Source organism: Mesorhizobium sp. M0991 (assembly GCF_040318915.1).
Classification (GTDB): domain Bacteria; phylum Pseudomonadota; class Alphaproteobacteria; order Rhizobiales; family Rhizobiaceae; genus Mesorhizobium.
In genome coordinates, this window is the sequence record NZ_JAMYNE010000052.1 from 1 (window position 1) to 23,101 (window position 23,101).

Sequence of the window (23,101 nt, forward strand, 5' to 3'; positions counted from 1 at the left end):
CCCGTCTACAATACGGTGCACCACATTCTCACCAACCCGATCTACGCCGGCGCCTATGCGTTCGGACGAACCTGCAGCAAAGTCACCATAGAGGCCGGACGCAAACGGATTTTGCGTGGGATCAGGTGCGATCGCGCCGACTGGGAGGTCTTGCTCATCGACCATCACGAAGGTTACCTGAGCTGGCACGATTTTGAGAGGAATCAGCGCCTGATCACGGACAATGCCACAAGCAAAGGCCTGGTGCCGCGTGGTGCTCTTCGCCGGGGCGAGTTGCTGCTCGGCGGTCTCTTGCGCTGCGGCCATTGCGGCCGCAAGCTGCATGTCTCCTATTCCGGCAGCAACGGCAATACGGGGCGCTATCATTGCCGCGGAGCGCAGGTCAACCACGGAACCGACCCGTGCATCGGCTTCGGATCGTTGCGGGTCGATCAGGCGGTCAGCGCGGAGGTTCTTCAACGCCTTCAACCGCTCGGCATGGAAGCGGCGATCAAGGCCATCGAGACCTCCACCGTGCAGGCTGGAGAGAAGCGGCGCCATGTGGAGCTCGCACTCGAGCAGGCACGTTATGAAGCCGCCCATGCACGCCGCCAGTATGACGCCGTCGACCCGGACAACCGGCTTGTAGCAGGCGAACTGGAGCGACGCTGGAATGCCGCGCTCGTAGCCGTCCGCGAGCGTCAGGACGAGCTTGACGCGCTCGACCGCCACAAGCCTGAGGCTCTGGGAGAAGAGGAACGGCGGAGCCTGTCTGCGCATGGGCGCCGATCTCGAACTGGCATGGCATCATGCCAACGCCACCGCCACCACGCGCAAGCGGATCATCCGTGCCGTGATCCGCGAGATTGTCGTCGCCATCGAAGACGACCACATCAAAATGCTGGTGCATTGGCAGGGCGGCGACCATACCGCGCTTTCGGTCAGGAAGAACAAGGCAGGCCATCACCGTTGGGGCGCCCCGCCGGACATCGAGGACCTGATCCGTGCCCTGGCACGCCAGTTGCCGGATAGAGCGATCGCATCGCTTCTCAACCGGCTCGGCAAAACCACGGGTCGTCTGAACGGATGGACGCAGTCCCGTGTCTGCACTTTCCGCAACCAGCACGACATCGCCGTCTACAAAAAAGACGAACGGTCGGAGCGCGGCGAGTATACATTGCAGGAAACGGCTGCGAAGCTCGGCCTGCGGCCAATGACCGTGCTGCGCATGATCCGCGCCGGCGATCTGAAGGCCGAGCAGTATTGCAAGGGTACGCCCTGGATCATCCTTCATGAAGATATCGAGCAACTCGATATCCAGCACCATTCCGGCAGGAGCGGACACAGTCCATTATCACAATCACAGGATCAGCAGATCCAGCTTTTTCAATAACATAGCGAGGTGTGCATTATGTCGTGGGATCGGGCTGCCCGGTGATGACGAGGTTTTCATGCGCCTTCAGCCAGGCGCCTTGGGCCAGCGACAGCGTATTGCGCCGGTCGAGCCCGCGATGCGCGGCGAAGTCGATGTTCTCGATGCGGGCGTCAAACAAAGCGCAGCCGGGCAACGACGAGAGGGTTGGTCAGCCGCTTGTCGGCACGCATGGCGGCTTCACGATCGACCATCAGGCCAAGCCGTTCGTCGTGACTGAGATCGTCGGCGTTGCTCTGGTCGGCCAGGTCCAGATAGGCGGCGGCCATTCCGCCAAGGCCGAGAGCCTGCATCTGGTCGAGGTTTGGATGTGTTAGCATGGTTGGTTTCCTTCCTTCATTGATAATAGGAGCCGCCGCGGATGTTGGTGTGTGATGGCGTGGGCTTGGATGTGGAAGTGCCTGTCTCGGCGGCAAAACGCTGATCGTGGGCCACAAGCGGGTACGTCAACTATTAGATGGGGTAGTTTCCGTGCCGGCGGAGGAAAGATAGAAAACACGCACGCCGAACGAAAAGCTGATGCCGATTTTCGCTCAGACAGGAAGATCAACAGCCAATGCCAAGAAGAGCACTCATCCTGGTTGAAGGTTCCCGGTTTAATGCTCCGCTGTACGTACAAGCGGCCCTGCGTCTTGGTCTTCATCCTATTACGCTATCGGCTGATCCAGCTCAGTACGACTATCTTGCGTCGGAAGGCATCGAGGCAATCCATGTCGATACAGACGATCTCGATGCGCTGATCCGCGAATGTTCTCGGCTACGTGCGACCTATGACATTGCTGGCATTACGTCCGTCGGGGACTCATTTTATGCGACAGTTGGCAAGCTGTGCCGCTATTTCGATCTGCCGGGACCGAACGCCACATCTATTGAACGATGCTGCGACAAATTCACTCAACGTCAGCTTCTCGCGGAGGTTGGCGTTTTAGTACCTGCTTATCGCTTGGCAGCAAATCGGATGGACGTGGAAAGTTCTGCTGCGGAGATCGGCCTACCGGTAATTCTTAAGCCAGCGATAGGTACAGGCAGTCGCGGCGTCCGATTGTGCCGCAACCTCGATGAGTTAGCCGAACATACGACCTACCTATTGGGCCGGCAGCACATTTGGCTGTCCCCGCCAAGAATACTGGTAGAAGAATTCGCACAAGGCCCATTCTATGACGTCGCTACCATGGGGAACGCGATCGTTGCGGTTGGTGCCGCCGACTTCGACCGCCCACCGCATTTCGTCCCCCGCGAGAGCATATTCCCGGCCCCGCTGACAGATGAGGAGCATGAGCGTATTGCCGATGTTTCGCTGAACTGCTTGCGAGCTGTCGGTCTTGGCTGGGGGCCAGCGAACATTGAATTTCGGTGGACGGAGCGTGGCCCAGTAGTCATCGAGGTCAATCCGCGTCTTCCGGGGTGGGCCACTCCTCGTCTGATTCAGCTGGCTTACGGTGTCGACATCATCAACGAGCACCTCAAGCTTGTGATCGGCGAGGAATGGGATTTGCGCAGAAGGCATTCGCGGACTGCGGCAGCGCGGTTTCTCATTCCTGAGTGCGACGGCGTCCTCGACAGGATTGAGGGCGGCAGTCTGGCGGTTGCCATACCAGGTGTCGCCGAGGTGAAATTGTATGTTGAACCCAAGACGCCGATCGTCAGGAAAGGCGATTTCCGAGACACTATGGGACATGTCATCGCCGCCTCACCAAGCCGGGCTGAGACCGAGGCTATACTTCAGCGTGCTATCGACCTAATTGGCTGGTCTATCATACCCCTTCCGCCTGTCAGGTGATCTGAGAGATTGGCCTCCTAATGGGTCGGCGGTTCCGGGTGATTGTTCAGGCACATGACGGGCTCTTGCAGAATGCCGGCACAAGGCTTTCCACGCAGGCGGTGACTTCGCTACCAATGGTCACGAAGGGAACGCAAACGGTCTTTGCTGGACGGTGACGCGTTTGGCGGCTCAGGGGGCGTCCAAAGGTAATGCGGAACCTGACTTCGACCTGCTACCCCGCGGGCGAAATTTAGTCGATCTGGCTGTTCGGATGGCCGTTGACGATCTGGTGAGTACGTCGGCGAGATATCCGAGTGGCTCGACGCCATTGAGTTTGCAGGTTTATGCCGACCGCCGAACTATGCCGAGTGAGCAAGTTTTCACCAACACTTTCCTCAACGTAGCGGTAGCTGGATCGGCATAGCTTAGGCTCTCCGTCGCAATTGGCGCGAAGGAGAGGACACATGAACGCATGTGACTATCTGCAACGCAGCACACTGTAACGGAAGCTGATCTACGGGCCATATGGCGAGTTTGCACGCGTTTATGCGGGCAGATTGTCGGGCAATGCACCTGGCGATCGCTGATCTATTTCGTGAGCTGAGAGACTGGCATGTCGGCAACGGCACTATCTCCAGGATTTAAGCGAAGTTCATGTTGAGCGGTTTCTTGAGCACCGTTCCAAACACTGGAGCATCGATTCGGGCGACCGATCGGCGCTCCGGCGCTTGCTTGCCGCGTTACGGCAAGAAGGATTGATACCAACCGCCCTTCCGATTGAGCGCACGGAGCATGAGCGGATTGTTGATGTGTTCGGTACGCGCGTAGGCCACCCCACGTGGCGTGCGGGATTCTGAACGCTCATTTTCTGCATGAGTCATGCGGAGCATCCTATGAGCGAAAGTATGAATCAGCATCGGACATTTGAGGTTTTGACGGCGGAGCCTTTGAAGTCTCGACGCAAGTCGCGTCATTGGTCGGACGAGGACAAGGCGCGGCTTGTTGCGGAGGCGTTGGCGCCGGGGAGTAATGTTTCGACGATTGCCCGCTCTCACGAACTGGACCCTTCGCAGGTCTATGCGTGGCGTCGCAAGGCGCTGGCATCTGGAGCGGTTTCGCCGCGCACAGAGGGGCAAGTCAAGCCGGTCAGGTTCACGCGCTTTGAAGCGGCGGGCAGTGAGATGGTGGAAATCGTCGTCGGCGATGTGGTGGTGCGCGTCGGCGGCGATGTTGATCCCGATCGTCTGGTCAAGATCATGCGCGCGGTGCGCAAGGCATGATCACCTCAGGAGTTGTCGTTTACGTGTCGTGCCAGCCGGTCGACTTCCGCAAGGGAGCCGCATCGTTGATGTCTCTGGTGAGGGATGGCGGCCTCGACCCGTTCTCCGGAGCGCTTCACGTGTTTGGATCGAAGCGGGCGGACCGTGTTCGCATCGTGTGGTGGGACGGCAGCGGGGTCTGCCTTTACTCGAAAACCCTGGAAGAGCACAGCTTCTGCTGGCCGGCGATATCGGCGGCGCGCATGCGTCTCGACCATTCGCAACCTATGACGCTTTGGCTGGGCTCGATTGGAAGAAAATCCGGCCGGCCAGGGTTCGCCGACCGTTGTTGACAGGCTGAATCAGGCCTGCGGCAAGATGAATTATGTGGCTGTAATTGTTGGGAAAGCGGCTGTTTTTGTGCTCTCCTTCCCGCATGGTTTTGCCTGCTCCCGATCTGCCGGACGACGATACGCTGAAGGCGATGATCCTCGCGACGGCCAGCGAGCGGGCTGCAAACGAAGCTCAGCTTGCAGCAGCGACGACGGAGGTCGCCCGGCTGACGGCCGTCGAGAGAAGCGCCAACGAGCGGATCGCCAACCTCACGTCGATCGTGAAGGTGCTGGAGCGCGCGCAATACGGCAAGCGTTCCGAACGGCTGCGCCTGTCAATCAATGACGAGCAGGCTTCCTTTTCCTTCGAAGAGGTCGAGACTGGCCTTTCCGCGATCCAGAGCGAACTCGATCACGCGGTCAAGGACAAGCCGAAGCGTGCCGCGCGTCCGCGCAAGGGCTTTGCCGCGCATCTCGAACGCATCGAGGAAGTTGTCGCCGGAAATCGCAGCCGATCGCGAGGGGCTGGAAAAGGTTCTGATCGGCGAGGATCGGTCCGAGCGGCTGGACGTCGTGCCGCCGAAGTTCCGGGTCATTGTGACGCGCCGTCCCAAATATGCCTTCAGGGTCGTGACGGCGTGGTCCAGGCACTGGCGCCCGCGCACATCATCGAAAGCGGCCTGCCGACAGAGCGGCTGCTTGCCTATATCGCGGTGTCGAAATACGCCGATGGCCTTCCGCTTGGCGTAGACGACCCATTGACGACGACGAGCCTCGGCGAGCAAGCAGACGAAGGCATCAGGCTTTGCCAGGTAGGCGAGATCGCCGAAGAAGCCCAGCCCGCCCTCATCATAGGCCGCTCGGAGTTCCTCCAGAAAGAGACGGCGGAGCAGGCGCGACAGTACACGCTCGGGCAGGAAGAACCCTGGCCGGCAGGTGACCCATCGCCCTCCATCGAGGGGGATGCCGCCGCCCGGGACGATGCAATGGAGGTGGGGATGATAGGTGAGGTTCTGGCCCCAGCTGTGCAGCACCGCGATGAGACCGATCCCGGCGCCGAGATGTCTGGGATCTGCGGCGATCGTGCGCAGCGTCTCGGCGGCCGCCTTGAACAGGATCGTGTAGACCGCCGCCTTGTTCTGGAAAGCGATCGCGGCGATCTCGGCCGGCAGCGTGACACCACGTGGAAATAGGGAACCGGCAGGAGCTCGTCCTGCCGCGCGGCGAGCCATTCCCGGCAGGCCTTTCCCTGGCACTTGGGGCAATGCCGGTTGCGACAGGTAATGGGCGACGCCCATTACCTGCATTATGGGCAGATCCTGTAATGGGGAGCTGGCGTGCCGGCATCGGCATTTTTCGGTGAATTGTAGCGCTCATTGTCTCCATAACAGCGCGGTCCTGCGCCTCCGTAGGCTCGGCCACTGACGGCCGGTCATAAACGGAGACGAACATGTTGGAGACTTACTTCTCGGCATCGAAGCTGCTGGGGCATCTGCGGAGCGGGCCAAGCGCACCATACCTTGACGGTTTCGCAGCCGCGCTCGAGCGGCAGGGCTATAGTGCCGGCACGGCCGCGCGATATTTGCGGGCGGCAGCGCATCTCGGCCATGTCGTGGCTCGGCAAGGGGCAATGCCCAGCGACATTGATCTGGCGGTGTTCAGCGAGCACTTGCGCACTTGTCGATGTCCACGCGCCATGGGAGGGCGCCGCAACCACCACACCATTTTCGGCGCCAGGCTCTTTCGCCAGCACCTTGTCGAAATCGGCGTTTGTCAGTCCGCCGCTGCCGCATTGCAGTGTGCCGAGCCATGCCTGGTGGCTCACTTCAAAGTGTGGCTGCGCAAGCACCGCGGGGCGTCCGATTCCACCGTCAAGCTCTACGCCCGCGACGCCGCCCACTTGATGGCGGCACTCGGGGAGGATCCAGAGCGGTGGGGACCAGCCGCTATTCGCAGCTTTTTCCTGGACCGGGCGAGCCATTGCGGCAATGGAACCGTCGAGAAGTTGACGACCAGCCTGCGCGCGTTCTTGCGGTATCTTGCTGTCGAAGGCCGCTGCCGAGCAGGTCTCGCCGATGTCGTTCCGGGCTATGCCCATTGGCGGCTTGCCGACTTGCCGCGATATCTGGCGTCGGAGCAGGTGAACCGGCTGATCGCGGCATGCGATGGCGAAGTCGTTGCGCGCCGGCGCGATCGCGCGATCGTCCTGCTCCTGGTGCGCCTCGGGCTGCGGGCCGGCGACGTGGCGCAACTCCGCCTCGACGACATCGAGTGGGAGACGGGCTCGCTGCGGGTCTCGGGCAAGTCGCGCTACGAAGTGCGTCTGCCGCTTCCGCAAGACGTCGGGGATGCGATCGCAACCTATCTGGTGTGCCGCCCTTCGACCTGCCCGAGCGATCACGTGTTCCTGCGCAATATCGCGCCGTTTCGACCGCTCCGGAACGGTGACGGCATCTCGTCGGTGGTGAAACGCCTCATGCAGCGGGCCGGCATCGTGGCGCCAGCCAAGGGGGCGCACGTCCTGCGACACACGGCGGCGACCGAGATGCTGCGTCATGGCGTTCCGCTTGAGAAGATCGGGTTGGTCCTGCGGCACCGAGGTATCGACACGACGGCCCATTACGCCAAGGCCGATGTCACGCTCCTGAAGCAAATCGCGCAGCCCTGGCCGGAGGTTCTCTGATGTTGAAGGCCATCGAGACGTATCTGGCGCTCCGCCGTGCCACTGGATTCGCGATGCTGAATGCGGAATACCTGCTCACGAGCTTTGCCGCCTTTGCGATCGAGCGCGGGCAAACGCACGTCCACACGCAAACCGCAATCGATTGGGCGGCGCGCGGACCGTCTGTCGCGCAACGTGATGCCCGGCTGAAAGCCGTCTGCCGCTTTGTGCGTCATGTCCGGGTTGAAGACGCCCGGCATGAGCTGCCGCCGGTTAATCACTTCGGCGCCCGCAAGACGCGGCGCTCGCCGCATATCTACTCAGCAGCGGAGATCGATCGCCTGATCAAGGCCGCGCTTCGGCTTCGACCCAAAGGCGGCTTGCGCTCGCGGACCTATGCGACATTGATCGCACTGCTCTCAGTCACCGGGTTGAGGATCTCCGAAGCGCTGAAGTTGACGGTCGCCGACGTGACGCGCGATGGCCTGCTGATCCGCGAGACCAAGTTCCGGAAAACCCGCCTGGTGCCGCTGCACGACACGGCAGTAGCGGGCTTGAAGGGATATCTGGCGCGTCGCCGGCCCTGTTCCGAGACTGATCCGGTGTTCATTGACGCACGTGGTCTGCCGCTGCGCTACATTGCGGTCAAAGAGACCTTCGACAGGCTGGTCGGCACGGCAGGTATCGTGCCGGCGGCGAAGCGCCGCCCGCGCCTGCACGATCTGCGGCACACGTTTGCGGTGCGCGCGCTGCAAGGCAGTCCGGCGGATCGCAGTCGAAGCGGCGCACATATGGCCGCGCTTGCGACCTACATGGGTCACGTCAACATCTATGCGACCTACTGGTACCTGGAGGCCACCGCCGACCTCATGCGCGACGTCGCCGCGGCCGGTGAAGGGTTCCTCACCGAAGGGAGGCAATCATGACGCCGATTGCTCCCCTCATCGAAGCGTTCCTCGATGAGACACTCGCCCGTCAGCGGGGCGTCAGTCGGCATACGCGCGACTCCTATGCCCTGAGCTTCCAGCTGCTCTTCATGTTCGCTGCAAAGAGGCTGAAGGTCTCGCCATCGGCGCTGACGCTGGAGCAACTCGACGCCGGCCTCATCAGCGCCTTCCTGGAGTATCTCGAGGACAAGCGCAAAAACGCGCCGGTGACGCGCAATGTCCGGCTGGCGGCCATCAAGTCCTTCTTCCGTTTCCTTGAATACAGGCAGCCGGCAGCCCTGGAGCATATCCGCCGCGTCCTGGCGATCCCATTCAAGAAGACGGATCAGCGTCTGGTCCCCTATCTTCTGCGGGAGGAGCTGCAAGCGGTGCTCGACGCCCCGGATCCCGGCACGCGCGATGGCATCCGCGACCGGGCCATGCTGCATCTGGCGATTTGTGCAGGTCTGCGCGTGTCCGAGCTGACGGGGTTGAAACTCGAGGATATCGACCTGTCGTCGAAGAGCATTCGTGTCCTGGGCAAGGGACGGCGGGAACGGACGCTTCCCTTGTGGAAGACCACGGCCGCAGCCCTGCGCGCCTGGCTCGCCGTTCGCGGGCGGGTCGCAGCACCCGAGGTGTTCGTCAACGCCCGGGGAGCGCCGCTGAGCCGATGGGGCTTCGCCTATCTCCTCAAACAGCATGCAGCGACCGCTGCTCGAGCGCATCCTGGCCTCGACAAGAAACGCATCTCGCCCCACGTGCTGAGGCACACATGCGCGATGATCATCCTGCAAGCAACGCAGGACATCCGTAAGGTGTCGCTGTGGTTGGGGCACGCCACTCTGACGACCTCTGAAATCTACACGCGTGGCGATCCAACGGAAAAGCTCGACGCCATGGAATCGATCGTTCCACCGCATCTGCGGCGCGGCGCGTTCCAGCCGTCCGATAGGCTGATCGCGCTCCTCAAGCGCCCTTCGTAATGGTGAGTCGGGTTGGCGGCGGTGGACAGAAGAGCGCGATCAAGTCGCCGCCAACTCCCCATTACAGGATCTGCCCATAAGACAGGAATTGTAGGCCACGCGGATCGCCCCGCAGGACCGGCAGCCCTCGACGTGGCCGCCCAGTTCGGCGGTCCGGCACAGTTCGATGGCGCTCATCGTCCGGCGCTCGACGCGCCCGAGATGACCGTCATGAGCCTGCCGATACGCCTCGCCATGGCGGCGGAAGATATCCGCCACCTCCAGTCTCGCCGACATGGGCGGAACCGATCAGCCCGGCGGCACGACTTCGATGTTCAACCGGTCGAGCGGGCTTGTCGTGCGCCGGATGAGGCCGTTCGAGACCTTGGTATAGCGCGCCGTCGAGGACAGATTGTTGTGGCCGAGCAGCACCTGGATAATGCGAATGTCGGTGCCGTTCTCCAGCAAATGCGTGGCGAAGCTGTGCCTGAGCGTGTGGACCGTCACGCGCTTGTCGATGCCGGCGGCCGCACGCGCCGAGCGGCAGGCCGAGTACAATACCTGAACGTCGATGGGTCGATTTGCATCCCGGCTTGGAAACAGCCAGCCCTGCGGCTTCGCCGGCCGCCAGTAGACCCGCAGGATGCGCAGAAGCTGCGCCGACAGCATCACCGTGCGGTCCTTGCCGCCCTTGCCGTGCTCGATCCGGATCACGCCGCGTCCGCTGTCGATGTCGCCGACCTTCAGTCCAACAGTCTCCGAAGCGCGAAGGCCCGCGGCATAGGCCGTCGTCAGGGCGGTGCGCGTCTTCAGACTCGGCACCGCCTCGAGAAAGCGGACAACCTCGTCAGCGCTGAGAACCACCGGCAGCGTGCGTGGCGCGCGCATAGGCGGTTCGCTCAGGGATCTCGGCGTGACCCAACGTCACGCCGTAAAAGAACCGCAGTGCGCACACCGTCTGGTTCAGCGCCGGCCACGAGATTCCGGTCGAGACCAGATGCACCTGGAAGGCGCGAACGTCCTCCAGGTCAAGCCGGTCCGGAGATCGGCCACAGTAGCGGGAGAACTTCGCTAACGCGTGCACGTAGGATCGTTGCGTGGCCGGCGACAGATTGCGGATCGTCATGTCCTCGATCATGCGCCGGCGAAGCGGGCTCAACTCGGCCATCTCATTGCTCCTGTTCTCAAGGTTGTGCTTCAACAGCAGCAATCCTTCAAAACAGAAGCGTCATTCGCAAACCGGTGCACCAAATGCCGCGTCAGCGGCTTCGTTCAATCCTGAATGTCGATTGGTCCTAGGGCGATCGCGCACGGATGGCCTGTTTTAAGCGTCGGTAGCCATCGCGGATATCGTTTTCAAACGCTGCCCGAACGCCTTGTGCATCGCCCTCGCGAAGGCTTTCCATAACCACCTGATGATTGTGAACGCCGTATTTCTGAATCGCGAACTCGGGATAGAGGTCGTGAAACGAGGGGCCGATCCGCAGCCATAGGGTCTCGATAGTCGAGAGAAGATGAGGCATGCCGCACCTCTTATAGACCGCGAAATGGAACTCCTTATTCGTCCAGAGAACTTCGGCATACCGCTGAGTTTCGAGTGCTTTGCCGATCGTCGACTGCATACGCTCTAGGGCATCTGCAAGAGCTGGCGGAGAGTTCGCCGCGCCGCGCTCGGCTGCTAAACCTTCAAGAGCAAGGCGCATTGCCGTAATTTCCTCCAGTTTATCTATCGTCAAGTATGGGACGATGACGGTCTTAGGGCCAGAATAGACGAGCGAACCTTCAGCGGCGAGGCGGTTCAAAGCGTCGCGAGCCGGTGTGGAGCTCACACCGAGCGCTTCTGCCACCGCGCGCACCGTCAGTTTACGTCCTGGCTCGAAGGCACCGCGGATCAAACGGTCTTTCATTGCTTCATAAGCCAGATCGCCGAGTCGAACGTTCTTCTCTAAGGGTGCAAGGTCCAACCGCCCGCCGCCCTCTTCAGGGCCCTGGTCGGGCGTTTCGAGGATGATCCCGTCTGAGTTCTCGTCACCAACAATGCTGCCCATTGACCCCCCTTGGATATTGTTGCAGCAAATCACAAAACACGGACGTACAGGAAATTGGCAGCACTAGCGGAAAAATGTAAGGATGCACCGAAGCGTCACGGTTCGTCATGGCTGGTCCGATTGTCATTCAACACCCTAGAACAACCTCCGAGTTGTCGAAAGCCTACCCGCATTGTTGTACATTTCTGCCATGAGTCCAACGTGCAGAATCGCCGTGTGCGCGACGATAAGTTTTTGTCTCAAGTTGACACCCTCGGCGTGCTGAAGGATTTGCACACTCTCCGCAATTGGCGCCGCAACGGAGCAGTATTCGCTGCGGACGTATCTCGGGCGGACTCCTCGAGTGCGACCGCCCCCGCAGTCGAATACTGGCTGACGATGAATTGCAACGCGGCAGACCGGGTTTGTGCCACAACCAGGCGTTATTCCGCCTCACGCTACCCCGGGTTGTGGGTCGCTGGAAATAATATCTCTTGGGCCATCTCCTCTTAGGCGAACGCAAGCTGCGCAACCCGTCTAGGGTGCAGCCCGATCCACCAGTTAAGTAACAAACCCCTATCTCCTGCCTATCAATCGCGCGATGTCGCGGATGTAGGTGCTGCACAACCATGCCATCATCCATTTACCGGCAGACCGAGCTCCCTCGCTAAAAGCGAAATCGCGTCTGCGAGAACTGCAAGGATCTCGCCTATCTCGCTTCGATTTACAATTATCGGGGGGCATACCATTACGCAGTCACCCGGCACTCCTCCGCTTACGCGCCGGAAATAAACGATCAGCCCTCGCTCGTAGGCTAGGTCGATCACGCGTTCGGCGACCCTCAACTCCGGCGGGAAGCTCTTCATGCTCGCGGCATCCGCCATGAATTCCATGGCCGTAAGCAGCCCCTTTCCCCGCACGTGGCCAATGAAGGGAAAACGCTGAGCAAGCCCATGCAGTCCAGCTAACAGGATCTCGCCCATCGCTGCCGAGTTTTCGATGAGACCCAGTCGATCGACCTCCCTTAAAACAGCAAGGGCAGCCGCGCTCGACAGTGGGTTGCTGCCATAGGTGTAACCATGTTTGAACCCGCCCATGTCTTGCACTGGCTGCACCAGCCTTAGCGATGTAGCCATCGTGCTGATCGGGGCATATCCCGACCCCAGCCCTTTCCCAAGAGCGATGATGTCGGGCCGACACGTCCAATGATCACCACCCAAGAATTTGCCGGTCCTACCGACGCAGGTCATCACCTCGTCTAGGATCAACAAAATCCCAAATCGATCGCAGATTTCCCTGATCCGGGAGTAGTAGCTGTCCGGCGCGATCAGGACACCCGCTGCCGCCCCCCCTATGGGCTCCATTATGAAGGCGAGAACGGTCTCTGGTCCTTCCGCCAGGATCTTACCTTCCAACAGATCGGCGTACTTGATGCCACGTTCTTCCATCGAGAGATCGTCAAAATCGCGATACGCCATAGGGGCAGGTATCTTCGGCATGACTCTGATCTGATCAGCAAAGACGTCGGTCAAGACACCATCTCCAGCGATTGCGAGCGACCCATAAGTGACCCCGTGGCCCGATGGCATCAGACTTATTACTTTCCAGCGCGAGGATTGGCCCGTGGCAACCGCCCATTGTCGAGCGAGCTTGAGACATGTTTCGACAGCCTCAGAGCCCCCTGAGCTGAAAAAAAGTTGATCCAAACCGGGCATGCGACGCGCCAGATCGCTTGCCAACTCCTCCGTCGGCTCGTTCTCGAAATGCAGACGGCAGGCGTAAGTCGTTTTTTCCATCTGACGCCGCATAGCGGAAAGAACATTTGTGTTGCCGTAGCCGATATTGGCGGCGACAGGCCCGCTCGACCCGTCGATGAGCCGGCGTCCGTCTTGAGTCCACAAGTAGATACCTTCAGCCCGGTCGACCACTGGCCGCCGCCGCCCCGTCACAAGATTCGTGGCGGCGTGGGAGGGTTCCGAGATAGTGGGTGCAGGGCCAGATTTGCTCATAGTCATCTAAGGTACTCCAAATGTCGTTTTGTTGCAACAAAGACCGGAACGACGCGCGCTGCAAGCAGATTCTGGCGGTTGTGACAAAAATGCCCGACAGGAAGCGGCACCGGTCTTGACACCCGCGCCTCTCTGATGTTTGATGCAACAAAAGATGCAGGCGGGCATAGAGATGACTCTGCCGCGCTGATCACATTGCAGTGTCCCGTCTAACGAGAAGGCCGAGCGAGTCAAACAGCATGCCCGGCCCGCATGGCTCCAAACAGGAAGAAAAATGCACATCTCCAAAAATTTGACTGCACCCTGGCGCATTGGCATCGACATAGGCGGGACCTTTACGGACCTGGTGCTGATCGACTCCAATGGCCTTCTCTGGCAGCAGAAAGCTTTCACAACGCCAGATGATCCGTCGGAAGGGGTGATGGATGTGCTCCGGCTTACGGCCGATGCTACCGGTCTATCAATCGAAGCAATACTGAGTGGGTGCTCTCATTTCGTACATGGGTCAACTATTGCGACAAATACTCTTCTTGAGAGCAAGGGGGCAAAAGTCGGCCTGCTGGTAACAGAGGGCTTTCGCGACTCTCTCGAAATCCGTCGTGGAATTCGCCCGGATATTTGGGACCATCGTACGCCCTTCCCACCTGTGCTTGTGCCCCGGAGTCTCCGACTGCCGGTTCGGCAGCGAATTGATAAGGTCGGACAGCCCTGCATTCCTCTCGATCACGACGACATTAAACGGGCCGTCGCTGAGATGCAAAAGGAAGGGGTAGAGGCAATTGCAATTAGCTTCATTAACAGCTTCCTGAACAGTCAACACGAGCACGAATGCAAGGCACTCGTTCGCGAGCTCTGGTCGGAGGTCTGGGTATATGCCTCCTCCGACATCGTGCGAATGGTAGGCGAGTATGAACGCACATCAACTGTGGTTCTCAACGCCTATGTAGCGCCACGTGTTGTTCCGTACCTCCGACGTCTGGAGCTACGCCTCAAAGAATCCGGTCTGAAGCGCCCCCTTCTCCTTATGCAAAGCAACGGAGGAGTCGTTTCAGTGCCGCAGGTCGAACACCGGCCGGCGTCTCTTCTGCTATCCGGGCCTTCTGCTGCAGCGAGCGCACTTGTAGTCTGTGCCAACGCTCTTGGCTCTCCAAACCTAATTTCAATCGAAATCGGCGGCACCAGTTGCGATGTAATCCTCACCGACGAGTCTGGCGTCGCAATGACGAACAGCACTGACGTGAACGGGTATCACTTGGCTTTGCCGGCGGTCGACATTCACACGGTCAGCGCCGGAGGGGGAACAATCGCCCGCCGTGATCAAGGGGGCATGCTTCGAACTGGGCCGGACGGTGCAGGCGCGTTTCCGGGACCAGTCTGTTACGCCCGAGGTGGCGTACATCCAACAGTTACCGATGCGCAGCTTGTTTTAGGTCGGCTAGAGAGCGGCCGGTACGGTGGCGGCTTAATAACGCTTGATAAGAAGCTTGCCGAACGGGCAATCGACAGTCGCATTGCTGCCCCTTCAGGGATTACAACTGTACGCGCTGCTGCTGGTATCGTGCGCCTCATGGAGCAGGAGGTTGTGCATGCGGTTGAAAAAGTCAGCGTAGAGAGAGGCTTCGATCCTTCTCGCTTTGTCCTTGTAGCCGTTGGTGGCGCTGGCCCGATGCACGGCGCTTCCGTCGCCCGCGCGTTGGGGTGCCGCGCCGTATTTGTGCCCCGCGTTGCGGGCGTCTTCTGTGCATTCGGCATGTGCACGGCGGATGCCCGGCAAGACGTCGTCAGGTCATGGCTAAAGCCGCTGGGGGCGACATCTGAACATGAGATCGAGGAATTCCTCGACACGCTCGCGCACGAATGCCGGAACAGGTTCCTGGACGAGGGCTTTGCCATGGACGACATTGTCATCGAACGAGCTCTACAGCTTCGATACCGGGGCCAGCAATCTTCAGTAGACGTGCGGGTTGATCAGCCAGAGACGAACGCGATCCGTGCGGCTTTCATGGAGCAGTTCCGGAGGCTTTACGCGCATGATCAAGGGGAAGACGACATCTTTATCACCGGTGGACGTGCTACGGGATCGGTCCGTTTGGGGTTCTCCGAACAAGAGAACGGCGAGCGCGTCAAGAGGGAAATCCGGGCGGTAGAGATCCGCCGCGTCTACTGGAACGAGATTGACGATTTCAAGGAGACGCCCATCTTTGAGAGCGATGCTCTCAAGTATGGAGACACCGTTGATGGGCCGGCCCTGTTGGAAGGTTCGACCACGACGGTTGTAGTGCCAGAGGGGTGCCGACTGGAGGTCGATGGAGCATCCAATTTCATAATCCACCTCAACAACCAGCAATCGGGAGTGGCAGCATGAGTTTCGATGCCGTTCAACTAGCGCTAATTCAAAAGCAGCTCGACCACGTCTCTCGGCAAACGGGCTTCGTCATGGCGAGAACGGCGCGCAGTCCTGGGTTCAGCCAGTCGCACGACTTTTCTTGTTTCGTGGGCAGCGCCGACGGTGAGGTTGTCGCGCAAGCAGATGGACTGCCGATCCACACCGGGGGCGCGGGCTTCGCATTGCGCGCTGTAGTTCGTAAATTCGGCGATGCCATGGTTGCTGGGGACGTGTTTATCCTAAGCGATCCATATGTCGCCGGTGGAAATCACCTGCCTGACTGGACCGTCATCAAGCCTGTATTTTGCGACGGATCCCCTGTGGCCTTCGTGTGCAACCGCGCACATCAATGTGACATCGGTGGCGGCGCTCCTGGGACATATAATCCGTGCGCTACCGAAATCTTTCATGAAGGAATTCGACTTCCAGTTATGAAGCTGGTTGAGGGTGGCAAAACGCGGGGAGATCTGTGGGAGCTTCTTTTGCTAAACTCCCGCTATCCGGAGATGATGGAAGGTGATCTACGTGCAATGCTGGGCGCGACAGGAATCGGCGCTCAACGGCTGCAGAAGCTATTTGATGAGTTGGGCCTCGAGCGAAGCAAGATGGCTTTGAGCGCAGTTCTGGCCCACGCCGAGCGTATGATGCGCGAGGAAATTGCTCGGCTACCAGATGGCACCTACGAAGCAGAGGACGTCAGCGATACCGACTGTTTCGAAGAATGCCGAGTTCCGGTCAAAGTCAAACTCACAATCCACGGCGATAGCATTACTGTGGATTTCACTGGCAGTCATCCCCAAATCAAGGGCTTTAAGAATAGCTCGGTAGCCAACACAACCTCCGCAGTGTTCGTTGGTGTCATGAGCTTTCTCGGGAGTGCAGCGTTGCCGCGCAACGAGGGCGCCTTGCGGGCGATCAAGATCATTGCTCCGGAGGGGACTGTCGTTAACGCCCTGCCGCCGGCACCAATGACGATGAATACGATGTTCCCAGGAGCCGACATAATCAACGCGTGTTGGAAGGCACTCGCTCAATCGGACCCACAAAGAGCGAGCGGTACTTGGGGCAAAGCTTCTTATTGTTCTACTTCAATCAATGATCCCGCTCTTGGGGCATTCTCTTTCGCTCATTGGAACGCATCTTCGGGGGCGGGCGCAGTGTTCGGACGGGACGGGTTCAACGTTATCAGCCAGGTTGTTTCGATGGGTGGCCTTGCGCTGCCCAACGTCGAAAACTATGAGCAGCTCTATCCTCTCCACGTCTATACTCATGAGTTTCGGACGGACAGCGGTGGACCGGGGCAATTCCGAGGTGGAACGGGCGTCAGGTACGTCGCGGATGTTGAAGCGGCGGGGACTTACAAATTCATGGGAGAAGGTGTCCGAACACCAAGCGGATTGGGCGCAATCGGCGGCGGTGATGGAAGTCGAGGCGAGCTAACAATTGAGTTGGCCTCCGGTGAAGTCCTGGATACCCCGCAGTACGGCGTGCGACAGTTCCCGCCAGTTCGCGTGACGATCGAGTCATCCTCCGGCGGCGGTTGGGGCGATCCTCGACTGCGAGAACGTGCGGCGGTGCAGAGAGACCTAGACGACGGCGTGATCACACTCGACCATGCTCGGACCGTTTATGGATACGCCGAGGAACCAGCCCTGTCCGTCCCCATTTAACTGGATCGGAACCAGGGGCAGTTCGTCCTCGAGATCGGACTGCCCCTCAGGACTCGCCGTTCGCCGGCTCAGCGGGCGGTTGTGGTCGCGCTAAGGGGCAGCGGTGCGGTGCCTACCTAGTACTACAGTTGCGGATGTTTATGCCTTTTGTAGTGACAGATGGTGGCCGCGGCCTGATGTCGTCGTCGCCATAGCGACCAGGCGATGATGAAGGGCTTTTGTGTCGGTGGGAAGATGAGGATCCGGGCGAGGAGATAGCGGATCTCGGGGACGCTCGGGACGAGCGCAGCCATCCGGATCGGGCGGCGATTGGCTCCTTTGGACTCGTTTCGTTCGGTTTGCTCCATGCGCTGCGGCGAAGATCAGCCGATAGCTTCGAGAGGAATGCCAGGGCGGCCATGCACAGGCTCATGTGGCGATGCCATCCGTGCCAGGACCGAGCCTCGCAATGATCAAGTCCGAGATCATTCTTAGCGCGCTCAAAGCACTCCTCGATCGCCCAGCGCAGTCCGGCCACTGCCGCCAATTCGGCCAAGGAGGAACCGGGCGGGGCTAAGACTAGGTAGTAGGCTTTTTCTCCGGATGTCGATCGCTTGCGGCGGACGAGAAGCCAATGCTCGAAGCCGCCTTTTGACGTCCAAGGGCGGCGTAGAGCCGAGGCCCTTTGGCGCCTTCACCTGCCGCATGACAGGCCCAGTCGTCGGGCTCGAACTCGCTGGCCAGTTCCTCGGGCGAGGTTTCCTCAAACCCACGATCCTCTCCACGGCGCATGAAGTGAGAGCCTCGAACCGCCAAGACATAGGGCTGCTCGCGAGCTTCCAGCATCCGGCGAAGGCTGCTGTCCGCCCCGTAGACAGCGTCGCCCAGAACGTAAGCGCACGGGACGCCGGTATCGAGCGCCGCCTCGACCATGGCGCGCGCCATCTTTGGCTTGGTCGCAAACTCCACCGTCTCCGGGATCGACGCCCTGGCACATCGCGCCCGATCCTTTGTCCAGCTCTCCGGCAGATAAAGGCGACGATCGACCAGCGCTTGGCCGTAGCGGCTCGCGTAAGCCAAGAACACGCCGATCTGGCTGTTCTCGATCCTCCCCGCCGTTCCCGAGTACTGACGCGCGACACCGGCGGAACGATCGCGATCGCTGTTCGCGCACCGATGCGTGGAGTTGCGGTCCGGAGACTATGCACGAAGCGATAGATTGGGTAAGTCGTGGCCTCCTTTCCGTCTGGGCGGCTACAGGCGGGGCTGGTGCAGGCGAAAGCGGCTGCGGAGAGGACGTCAGCCCTGCAGTTTGTGCCAATTACGATCGCGGGCGAGGACCGGCAGCTCGAGCACGCCGGCGCAGCGCAGCACGAGGTGCCCACGTCGGCCGGTCGGATTGAGTTCGAGATCGGTGAAAGCCGCCTCGTCTTGACGGGCTAGATCGATCCGACCCTGATGGCCGCCATCGTGGATGCCTTGCGCCCAATGTCGCGACTGCCGAGATGTTGGCGCGCGACTCCGCACTGTCCGCGACGACCCGAGCCTTCTTCGCCCGGCGTCCAGTTGCGCCGCCGCCGCGGGCCGGTGATCACCTCGATCCGGCGATAGCGATCCTCTTCATGCCTGCTTTGATGACTGTCTTGATGACTGGCATCCAGGCTCGTCCCACTCCATGCGCCTGCGCCAAGATGCCGAATGAGAAGGAGAGGGCTATTCTACAAGATCCGTCTGCATCGGCTTGCCAAGCGCGATATAGTGCCATTCGACACGGGCCTGGTGCGCCCCATGCCAGGGATGCAGTTCGAGGTGAATCCGCTGCCACAGCACGAAAGGAACTAAGGGGCGGCGGCAGCCGAGACAGCGGTAAGCCGATCCAACTCGCGCACAACCGTTCGCCCGAGAGCGAAGTGTCGGCCACCTGAGTCAGGCATCCTGCGTGCAGTCGTTGCCGACGGTGCGCAAGTAGTGCCCGTCGGTGAGTTGGCCGGAGGCGAGTCGAGGGACCACTGCTCGTCGGGACGCAGCGGCAACCAGCATCGGCGCCCCGGTTCTGACCGCCCGCTGCGCCGCCAAGGCGGCGAACCGTCAGCTTCTCCTCGCGATAGAGGTCAGAACAAGAGCGGCTCGAAATCATAAGCGGCCTTTGTCACCCAAAGACAGCTACGGCTGATTTGATGATGCCGCCGCCATACGGGCTTCGGCGCTTTGACGACCTGTGACTGCGCGAAAAGCTTTCGTCATTGCAGCGCAGCCGGCCGCAACACTAGCTGCCGGGACGCCTCTTTACCGACAAATGCGAAGCCGATGAGACCATTTGCCTACGCAACATATTTGCCCAGGAAAACTTCGACGATCTCATTCTGCGGGAAACGGCGATGTCTCTGCAATATAGATTTGCGCAGCTCGGAGTGTTGCATTGATATCAGAACACAAGAGCGCCAACTTCGGAGTCAGATTTTGGTTATTTTGGTCGATGAACCGGAGAAACTCTGCGTCGTACATTGTCACATAGTTGAGTTTTCCCACTCCGCTGTTTGACAGCGCCGGTATTGATGACAGATCTAAAATGGTGCGCGGCTCCAATCGCAGAACTGCCCTGCGAAGTATGGCTTGGTATTCATCATTGACATCGGTGGTTGCGATCACAACGATCGACCTTGGTTCGCGTGCTTGCCCAATCTCTGCCGGGCGCGTCAGCGCGACGTCTATGTCAGTCCAGGCGCGAAGACGTTTGCGAAGCTTCTTAGGATTCCGCGTTACGATTACCGTGGAACGAAATCGCTCTCCCATACCACTCCTGATCAGCTCGCGACCCAGCATACCTGCCCCGATCATGTAAAGGCGGTCGGGTAGCTCTCCATTTTGAAATCGATCAGCTATGATGTCTTGGACAATCTTATCATAGTTGAATCGTGCAATGAACTGCGCGCGCGCGCGAGATGCACGGCCAATATCAATTGCAAGCCGGGCTATCTGGAAGATCGGAAGGTTTGGATCGAGAAGTCCGATTGAGTCCTCGAGCTGACTGCTGATGTAATTCTCACCGAGGATCTGGGAATGAGCGCCGGACGCAATCTCGGCGAGACGCTGAGTAATAGCGGCGGCACCTTCAACTCGCTCAGATGAAAAGCCTGAAAATATTTTCTTATCGACACTTCTTAGTGCGTGCTCCTGACCATAGACCTCAACTCGCAAGCAGGTTGTGATCAGGAGAACGCCGCTTCTCGCAAGCTCTTTCGCAATTGGTTTGATCTTCGCCGAATGCTGCGCCATTACCAGAGGCGAGGTCATCCGGTGATCAACATAAAAGCCAGCAAACTCTCCCATCGTTTCCTCCTAAAGTTGATTGAATTTCAAGCTACCGTTGACGGCGGCAGGTTCTCGAGTTCGAGGTCTTCCACTGAACCTTCGCCCTCCGCGAGATGCAGAATCGCATCCGCTCTGGAGGCCGTCATATTGTTGCTCCCTCATTCTTCATCGATCGCAGTTACCCAGGCCATGACGATCCGGTCGGCAGCTACTCCTTCGCACCGGAGGGCGCAAACCTCGTGCCAATCTGGCGGATCACCGAAGAGGAAATGTTTTGGCCATTGTTCATGGGCTTCCATGAAAAAGGCGGCAGCCCCAAGCCGCACCGGGCCGGGTCGTGGACTCGACGAACCCGACACGTGGTGTCGTGGCCACGACGTGCTTCTGTGCTTCTAGACTAAGACTAGAAAGCACGTCCTGTTTAATCCGGGTTCATATCGTGCGGCTTTGAAGTAGTTGGCACATTCGGCTGGGGTGACGAGGTTGACGACCGCACACCGCGTCAAAGAGCCTTGATCGTTCTGTCAGCCTTTGCTCCCATCGGCGCCTTGAGTTTGACGAAGGCGTTCTCAATTGATCGTAATGGCTCCTGCTCTCGCGTCGCATTGCGCCATAGTCGGGCTGTCATTGTCCCGTTTGGAGGAGCCACCCATGTCAGATCTTGCCACAGTCGGTATCGACCTCGCAAAGAGCGTCTTCGTGCGACCTGCAAGTCGCGTCAGTTCTGTTTCACAGGAGGAAAATTGCCTGAAGAAACCTGTTGCATCAGCCGTGTGACGCTGGAAGGCTTGCCGGCGATCTGCATTGATGCCCGCCATGCCAGGGCGGCGCTGGATATGGCGCCGAACAACACCGACGCAAATGACGCCGACGGGCTCGCACATCTTGCTGAGGCCGCTTTTACCGTGAGGTGCGCGTGAAGAGCTTTGACATCATGCTGGTTGGCAAACAATATGACAACCCAGCCGTCCAACCAGATCCGCGGTCTGATGAAGACGTTCGGCCTGGTCGTTCCCAAGGGTGCGGGGCGCGTGTTCGAAGGCCATTGCGCAGCCCATTAGCGAACAATGCCGGGCTCCAGCAGATTATCATGCCGTTGCTCGATGCCTGGAGGGGCAAGCGCGCCCGCACCGCCGAATTGAGCAAGCAGCTTGTCGCTTCGGCCCGCGGTTGCGTCGACCCCGACCGTGGGCGCGGTCAGCCGGTCTTCGCAACGTAAGAGACCCTGGAGCGATCGGAGGTGCTGTGGAAGTGGGCAGAGTCCACAACTGTGATTAACGAAAGTGGCCGAAATGGATAGGGGCCGGCTGATGATTCGGAACCGCTCGAGATAATTTGGAGGAGCGGTATTCAATTAATGGCTCGAACAATCGAAGCGGTGTTCCTCCGGGCCGCTTCGCTGAACTTAGGGCGCCGGGGCAGCAACCCTTAGACGGAAATTACCTTTGTCTATCCAGATCATGGCTTAGTGAATTTGCGTTCTCGGCTCATCCTCATCGAGGCCTTCGCCCACCTGGAACTGGAACTCGCGCGCAAGAGCACGGTTAGATTGAAAAAGGCCTTGCGCTGGTGCAGGGTTTCGTGGTTTTGTTGCAACAAAATAGACGGAACCGGGCGTGTCCCTGTCTGAGGAGACTTACATGTTGGGCGAGATCCTGGCGATCGCTGCCTTGCCGGATGAACAATCACAGCGACTGTTCGCTCGCGGCCGCACGGTTTTCCCCGACGGGACCACACGAGTGACGGTAGAGCGCGATCCAGTGGCGCGTTATGTCCTAAAAGGCGAGGGTGCATATCTGGTTGATGTTGACGGGCAGCGTTTCCTGGACCTCAACAACAATTTTACAACCCTCATCCATGGGCACGGTTTTGTCCCGGTGCTTGATGCCGTCGCCCGTATACTTCGCGACGGCACCTGTTTTTCCAATCCCACAGCGTATGAAATCGACCTCGCGGAGTTGCTGGTCGATCGCATCCCGGCTATCGAGCAAATCCGGTTCGTAAATACCGGCACCGAGGCCGTTATGTTTGCCATCAAGGCGGCGCGCGCATTCACTGGACGCCCGGGCATTGCCAAGATCGAGGGCGCCTATCACGGTGCCTATGACTGGGCCGAGGCTGGGCAGAAAGGGGGGCCTGCTACCTGGGGCTCGCCCGAGGCGCCGGTCGCCGTGCCAGTTTATGCAGGCACACCGGCATCGGTTGCCGATGACGTTGTCATTCTTCGTTTCAATGATGCTGATGGTGCGCGTCGTCGTATTGCCGCTGCCGCTAATCGACTGGCTTGCATTCTACTCGATCCGATGCCCAGCCAATGCGGCCTTATCCCGCCGGATCCCGAATTCATCGCTGCTGTCGCCGAAACCGCGCGGCAATATGGCATTCTCGTCGTCTGCGACGA

16 protein-coding genes and 9 pseudogenes are annotated in these 23,101 nt (G+C 59.7%); 13 read left to right on the forward strand and 12 right to left on the reverse strand.

Features of this window, described 5'->3' with window-relative positions:
* Positions 1–15: 15 nt before the first annotated feature.
* A pseudogene (locus tag NKH70_RS33345) lies at positions 16–381 on the forward strand (recombinase zinc beta ribbon domain-containing protein); the annotation flags it as partial.
* A gap of 376 nt (positions 382–757) precedes the next feature.
* A complete protein-coding gene (locus tag NKH70_RS33350; protein WP_353027292.1) occupies positions 758–1,372 on the forward strand; it encodes a helix-turn-helix domain-containing protein in 615 nt (204 codons plus the stop codon).
* A 16-nt stretch (positions 1,373–1,388) separates the two neighbouring features.
* Here NKH70_RS33350 and NKH70_RS33355 read toward each other — a convergent pair whose 3' ends face one another.
* Both NKH70_RS33355 and NKH70_RS33360 read right to left on the reverse strand, forming a co-directional pair.
* Positions 1,389–1,532: a hypothetical protein gene (locus NKH70_RS33355; RefSeq protein ID WP_353027293.1), complete on the reverse strand. Its 144-nt coding sequence runs from the start codon at positions 1,530–1,532 to the stop codon at positions 1,389–1,391.
* On the reverse strand, positions 1,525–1,731 hold the full coding sequence (locus tag NKH70_RS33360; protein ID WP_353027294.1) for an ATP-binding protein: 207 nt from the start codon (positions 1,729–1,731) through the stop codon (positions 1,525–1,527). Before NKH70_RS33360 ends, NKH70_RS33355 begins: the two co-directional genes overlap by 8 nt.
* A gap of 236 nt (positions 1,732–1,967) precedes the next feature.
* Between NKH70_RS33360 and NKH70_RS33365 the strand changes: the two genes are divergently transcribed.
* Positions 1,968–3,191 carry an ATP-grasp domain-containing protein gene (locus tag NKH70_RS33365; RefSeq protein WP_353027295.1) on the forward strand — a complete coding sequence of 408 codons (1,224 nt, stop codon included), beginning with the start codon at positions 1,968–1,970 and terminating at the stop codon, positions 3,189–3,191.
* A gap of 171 nt (positions 3,192–3,362) precedes the next feature.
* On the opposite strand, the pseudogene NKH70_RS33370 reads toward NKH70_RS33365, so the two are convergent.
* Positions 3,363–3,485: pseudogene (locus NKH70_RS33370) on the reverse strand (hypothetical protein); the annotation flags it as partial.
* 560 nt (positions 3,486–4,045) lie between these two features.
* Between NKH70_RS33370 and NKH70_RS33375 the strand changes: the two are divergent.
* From NKH70_RS33375 to NKH70_RS33385, 3 genes and pseudogenes are all read left to right on the forward strand, one after another.
* Positions 4,046–4,453 carry a transposase gene (locus tag NKH70_RS33375; RefSeq protein WP_353027296.1) on the forward strand — a complete coding sequence of 136 codons (408 nt, stop codon included), beginning with the start codon at positions 4,046–4,048 and terminating at the stop codon, positions 4,451–4,453.
* On the forward strand, positions 4,450–4,785 hold the full coding sequence (tnpB, locus tag NKH70_RS33380) for an IS66 family insertion sequence element accessory protein TnpB (protein WP_353027297.1): 336 nt from the start codon (positions 4,450–4,452) through the stop codon (positions 4,783–4,785). The genes NKH70_RS33375 and tnpB overlap by 4 nt, the downstream gene beginning before the upstream one ends.
* A gap of 83 nt (positions 4,786–4,868) precedes the next feature.
* A pseudogene (locus tag NKH70_RS33385) lies at positions 4,869–5,507 on the forward strand (transposase domain-containing protein); the annotation flags it as partial.
* On the opposite strand, the pseudogene NKH70_RS33390 reads toward NKH70_RS33385, so the two are convergent.
* Positions 5,490–6,046, reverse strand: a pseudogene (locus tag NKH70_RS33390) (IS91 family transposase); the annotation flags it as partial. The pseudogenes NKH70_RS33385 and NKH70_RS33390 overlap by 18 nt on opposite strands.
* A 168-nt stretch (positions 6,047–6,214) precedes the next feature.
* Between NKH70_RS33390 and NKH70_RS33395 the strand changes: the two are divergent.
* Genes NKH70_RS33395 through NKH70_RS33405 form a run of 3 tightly spaced genes read left to right on the forward strand, consistent with a single transcriptional unit; the run spans position 6,215 to position 9,338 of the window.
* Positions 6,215–7,447, forward strand: coding sequence for a tyrosine-type recombinase/integrase (locus tag NKH70_RS33395; protein WP_353027298.1), 1,233 nt, complete (start codon positions 6,215–6,217; stop codon positions 7,445–7,447).
* Positions 7,447–8,352, forward strand: coding sequence for a tyrosine-type recombinase/integrase (locus NKH70_RS33400; RefSeq protein ID WP_353027299.1), 906 nt, complete (start codon positions 7,447–7,449; stop codon positions 8,350–8,352). The genes NKH70_RS33395 and NKH70_RS33400 overlap by 1 nt, the downstream gene beginning before the upstream one ends.
* Positions 8,349–9,338, forward strand: coding sequence for a tyrosine-type recombinase/integrase (locus tag NKH70_RS33405; RefSeq protein WP_353027300.1), 990 nt, complete (start codon positions 8,349–8,351; stop codon positions 9,336–9,338). The genes NKH70_RS33400 and NKH70_RS33405 overlap by 4 nt, the downstream gene beginning before the upstream one ends.
* A gap of 45 nt (positions 9,339–9,383) precedes the next feature.
* Here NKH70_RS33405 and NKH70_RS33410 read toward each other — a convergent pair.
* The 4 genes and pseudogenes from NKH70_RS33410 to NKH70_RS33425 all read right to left on the reverse strand — a co-directional run.
* Positions 9,384–9,614, reverse strand: a pseudogene (locus NKH70_RS33410) (transposase zinc-binding domain-containing protein); the annotation flags it as partial.
* A 12-nt stretch (positions 9,615–9,626) separates the two neighbouring features.
* Positions 9,627–10,485, reverse strand: a pseudogene (locus NKH70_RS33415) (site-specific integrase).
* 127 nt (positions 10,486–10,612) lie between these two features.
* The gene (locus NKH70_RS33420) at positions 10,613–11,365 is read right to left on the reverse strand and encodes a GntR family transcriptional regulator (protein ID WP_353027302.1); all 753 of its coding nucleotides are present in this window, start codon (positions 11,363–11,365) and stop codon (positions 10,613–10,615) included.
* Between the two features lie 614 nt (positions 11,366–11,979).
* The gene (locus tag NKH70_RS33425) at positions 11,980–13,359 is read right to left on the reverse strand and encodes an aminotransferase family protein (protein WP_502908452.1); all 1,380 of its coding nucleotides are present in this window, start codon (positions 13,357–13,359) and stop codon (positions 11,980–11,982) included.
* A gap of 268 nt (positions 13,360–13,627) precedes the next feature.
* Here NKH70_RS33425 and NKH70_RS33430 point away from each other — a divergent pair, with 268 nt between their 5' ends.
* Positions 13,628–15,718: a hydantoinase/oxoprolinase family protein gene (locus NKH70_RS33430; protein ID WP_353027303.1), complete on the forward strand. Its 2,091-nt coding sequence runs from the start codon at positions 13,628–13,630 to the stop codon at positions 15,716–15,718.
* Entirely contained in the window at positions 15,715–17,409 is a 1,695-nt protein-coding gene (locus NKH70_RS33435) for a hydantoinase B/oxoprolinase family protein (protein ID WP_353027304.1), read from the forward strand. Before NKH70_RS33430 ends, NKH70_RS33435 begins: the two co-directional genes overlap by 4 nt.
* Positions 17,410–17,531: 122 nt before the next feature.
* Here NKH70_RS33435 and NKH70_RS33440 read toward each other — a convergent pair whose 3' ends face one another.
* The 4 genes and pseudogenes from NKH70_RS33440 to NKH70_RS33460 form a co-directional block, all read right to left on the reverse strand.
* Positions 17,532–17,756 (reverse strand): hypothetical protein, encoded by a 225-nt coding sequence (locus tag NKH70_RS33440; protein ID WP_353027309.1) that lies wholly within the window; start codon positions 17,754–17,756, stop codon positions 17,532–17,534.
* A pseudogene (locus tag NKH70_RS35955) lies at positions 17,711–18,540 on the reverse strand (IS701 family transposase); the annotation flags it as partial. The pseudogene NKH70_RS35955 and the gene NKH70_RS33440, both read right to left, overlap by 46 nt.
* A gap of 1,206 nt (positions 18,541–19,746) precedes the next feature.
* Positions 19,747–20,718, reverse strand: a complete 972-nt coding sequence (locus NKH70_RS33455; RefSeq protein WP_353027305.1) for a Rossmann-fold NAD(P)-binding domain-containing protein — start codon at positions 20,716–20,718, stop codon at positions 19,747–19,749.
* A 374-nt stretch (positions 20,719–21,092) separates the two neighbouring features.
* Positions 21,093–21,274: pseudogene (locus NKH70_RS33460) on the reverse strand (hypothetical protein); the annotation flags it as partial.
* A gap of 208 nt (positions 21,275–21,482) precedes the next feature.
* Here NKH70_RS33460 and NKH70_RS33465 point away from each other — a divergent pair.
* Positions 21,483–21,868 (forward strand): annotated as a pseudogene (locus NKH70_RS33465) (transposase); the annotation flags it as partial.
* Between the two features lie 472 nt (positions 21,869–22,340).
* The coding region (locus NKH70_RS33470; protein ID WP_353027306.1) for an aminotransferase class III-fold pyridoxal phosphate-dependent enzyme at positions 22,341–23,101 on the forward strand (761 nt) is incomplete at its 3' end.